Origin of the sequence: Cupriavidus basilensis, assembly GCF_029335485.1 — a bacterium.
Classification (GTDB): domain Bacteria; phylum Pseudomonadota; class Gammaproteobacteria; order Burkholderiales; family Burkholderiaceae; genus Cupriavidus; species Cupriavidus basilensis_E.
The window spans coordinates 1-2,654 of the sequence record NZ_JARJLM010000082.1 but is presented as its reverse complement, the minus strand read 5'-3'; the positions used below and the strand labels follow the sequence as shown (position 1 = coordinate 2,654).

The window sequence follows — 2,654 nt, the reverse complement described above, 5'->3', positions numbered from 1 at the left end:
GAATGGCCGATGCAACCAGCCAGGCGCTGGCCCCGGCACGCGCGGCGGCGGCAAGATCGTCGCCGTCGCGAATGCCGCCGGCGCCGACCAGCCGGCGCCCGGCGCCCGCCTGCGCGCGGATCGCCGCGAGCGTGTCCAGGTCGGGCCCTTCGAACGCGCCCACGCGATCCAGCGCCATCACGATCAGTTGCGCCGGCCAGGCCGCGCTGGCCTGCCACCAGGCCGCGTTGCCCAACGGCATGCCATGGCGCCGGTCGAGCGAGAGCACGGCGTCGGGCCAGGTGTCGAAGGGCGGCGCGCTGCCCGCGGCGGCGGGCGGCTCGGACAGGGTTTCGCTGCCGAACACCGGCACCACCCGCGCGCCGGCGCCGCGCAGCGAGTCCAGCGCCGCGCTGGCCTGCGCCGCATCGGCGAAGCCGCCATCCAGCCAGAGTTCGGTTTCCGGCAAGGCACCGCACAGGGCCCGCAGCGCCTCGACCTGCACGGCGCGCCCGGTGAGGGCGTCGAGGTCGGCGATATACAGCGTGGCACTGGCGCAATGCGCAAGCATTGCCCGCGCCAGTTCCAGCGGATCGCTGCCCGGATGCAGGCGGGACACGATGGGGCGGTATTGGTCGCGCTGGCCGCGCACCGCTCGGACAACGCGGCCGCCGAGAAGATCGATGACTGGGATGATGTGCATGGAGAGGGAATGATGACGCGTGTGTTCGTCTATGAATATATCAGTGCGGGCGCCATGGATACCCGCGCCGCGCCGCACCTGCTGCGCCAGGGCAGGGCCATGCGTGACGCCATGGCCGCAGATCTGGCCCGTATCGGCGACGTGGCGGTCACCTGCGCGGCATTGCCCGGCGAGCCGCAGCCCGATTGCCATGGCGCGCACAAGGTGGACTGGTGCGCGCACGCGCCCGGCGAGGACGCGGCGGACTTCGTGCGCCGCCAGGCGGCCTGCCACGATGTGAGCTGGGTCGTCGCGCCGGAATCCGACGGCGTGCTGCTGAGCCTGAACTACATGGTGGGCGAGGCGCGCTGGCTGGGCTGCGATGCCGGCGCGATCGCGCTGGCCACCAGCAAGCGCGCGACCGCGCAGCGGCTTGCCGCGCTCGGCGTCGCCGCGACCCGGCCATGGGGCGAAGGGGATATTCCCGAGCCCGGACGCTGGGTGGTCAAGCCGGACGATGGCGCGGGATCGGTGGCGACGCACGCCTACGGCGGCTTCGGGGCGGCGCATGAAGCCTGGCTGCGGCGCCTCGCGGACGGCGAGCCGGTGGTGCTGGAGCCCTGGGTGGAGGGCGAGCCGATCAGCGTGTCGCTGCTCTGCGGCCCCGGCGGGGCCGAATTGCTGAGCGTGAACCGGCAGCGCATCCGCATCGATGCATGGGGCCAGGTGCACGACGATGGCGTGCAGATCAATGCCATCGGGCTGGATGGGCCGGCCGGGCGCTGGCTGGCGGATGTGGCCGGGTGCGTGGTGGCGGGCATGCCGGGCTTGCGGGGTTTCGTCGGCATCGACCTGGTCTGGCATCCCGAGCGTGGCCCGGTGGTGATCGAGGTGAATCCGCGCGTGACCTGCGCCTATGCGGGCTTGTCGGCCTGCCTTGGCCGCAACCTGGCCTGCGAGATGCTGGCGGGGCACCAGATCCAGGTGGAACGGCTCGAAACCAATGGAGCGTCCCATGGGCGCTGAGCATGTTGTCTATGGCTGGGACCTCGGTGGTGCCAATATCAAGGCTGCGCGCCTGGAAGACGGTGTCGTGCGCGATATCGCGCAGTGGGCCTGCCCCTTGTGGCAGGGCCTGCATTTGCTGGACGATGTGCTGGCGCACGCGCGCGCACGCTGGCCCGATTGCGCGGATGCCGCCCACGCGGTCACGATGACCGGCGAAATGGCCGACCTGTTCGCGCACCGGGAGGCCGGGGTGGCGGCGCTGGCGGATGTCATGTGGCGCGCCTTCGGCGAGCGCGCCGTCTTCTTTGCCGGCGCGGCGGGCTGGCGCACGCGGCGGCAGGTGGCGGCGGACTGGCGGCACATCGCTTCGGCCAACTGGGTGGCGACCGCCAGCATGGCGGCCGCGCGTATCGGGCATGGCCTGCTGGTGGACATCGGCACCACCACCAGCGACCTGATTCCCATCGTGGACGGCGCGGTGGCAGCGCATGGCCGGGACGATGCCGGCCGGCTCGCTTCCGGCGAACTGGTGTACCTGGGCGTGGCGCGCACGCCGCTGTGCGCGCTGGCGCGCCGCATCGCCTTCAAGGGCGACAGCTATAACGTGATGAACGAACTGTTCGCCACCACCGCGGATGTGTACCGGATCACCGGGGAGCTGCCGGATGCGCACGATCCCCACCCGCCCGCCGATGGCGGTGCCAAGACGCCCGAGGCTACGCGGCAGCGGCTGGCCAGGATGATCGGGCTCGATGCGCGCGACGCGGCGCCGGCGGAGTGGCTGGAGGTTGCCCGCGGATGGCGGCAGGCGCAGATCGCGGAGCTTGGCGATAACCTGTTGCGGGTGATGGACCGGTCCGGCTTGCCGGCGGATGCGCCGCTGATCGGCGCGGGCTGCGGGCACTTCCTGGTGCGGGACCTGGCTGGCAGGCTTGGACGGCCTTATCGGGCTTTTGAGGAGATCGTGGGGGTGGCGCCGGTGTAT

Annotated in this window: 3 protein-coding genes; 2 read left to right on the top strand and 1 reads right to left on the bottom strand. The window is 71.9% G+C overall.

Annotation, left to right across the window (positions count from 1 at the left end; translation table 11 throughout):
* Positions 1–682: HisA/HisF-related TIM barrel protein (locus P3W85_RS04695; protein ID WP_276263905.1), on the bottom strand; the 682-nt coding region annotated here is incomplete at its 3' end.
* Positions 683–691: 9 nt separating this feature from the next.
* Between P3W85_RS04695 and P3W85_RS04690 the strand changes: the two genes are divergently transcribed.
* Together P3W85_RS04690 and P3W85_RS04685 are read left to right on the top strand one after the other, a co-directional pair.
* Positions 692–1,687: an ATP-grasp domain-containing protein gene (locus tag P3W85_RS04690; RefSeq protein ID WP_276263904.1), complete on the top strand. Its 996-nt coding sequence runs from the start codon at positions 692–694 to the stop codon at positions 1,685–1,687.
* A partial coding sequence (locus P3W85_RS04685; protein ID WP_276263903.1) for a hydantoinase/oxoprolinase family protein occupies positions 1,677–2,654 on the top strand: 978 nt, incomplete at its 3' end. The genes P3W85_RS04690 and P3W85_RS04685, both read left to right, overlap by 11 nt.

Coding starts and splice junctions, on each gene's coding strand:
- P3W85_RS04690 (WP_276263904.1), top strand. CDS start 692: ATGATGACGCGTGTGTTCGTCTATGAATATATCAGTGCGGGCGCCATG.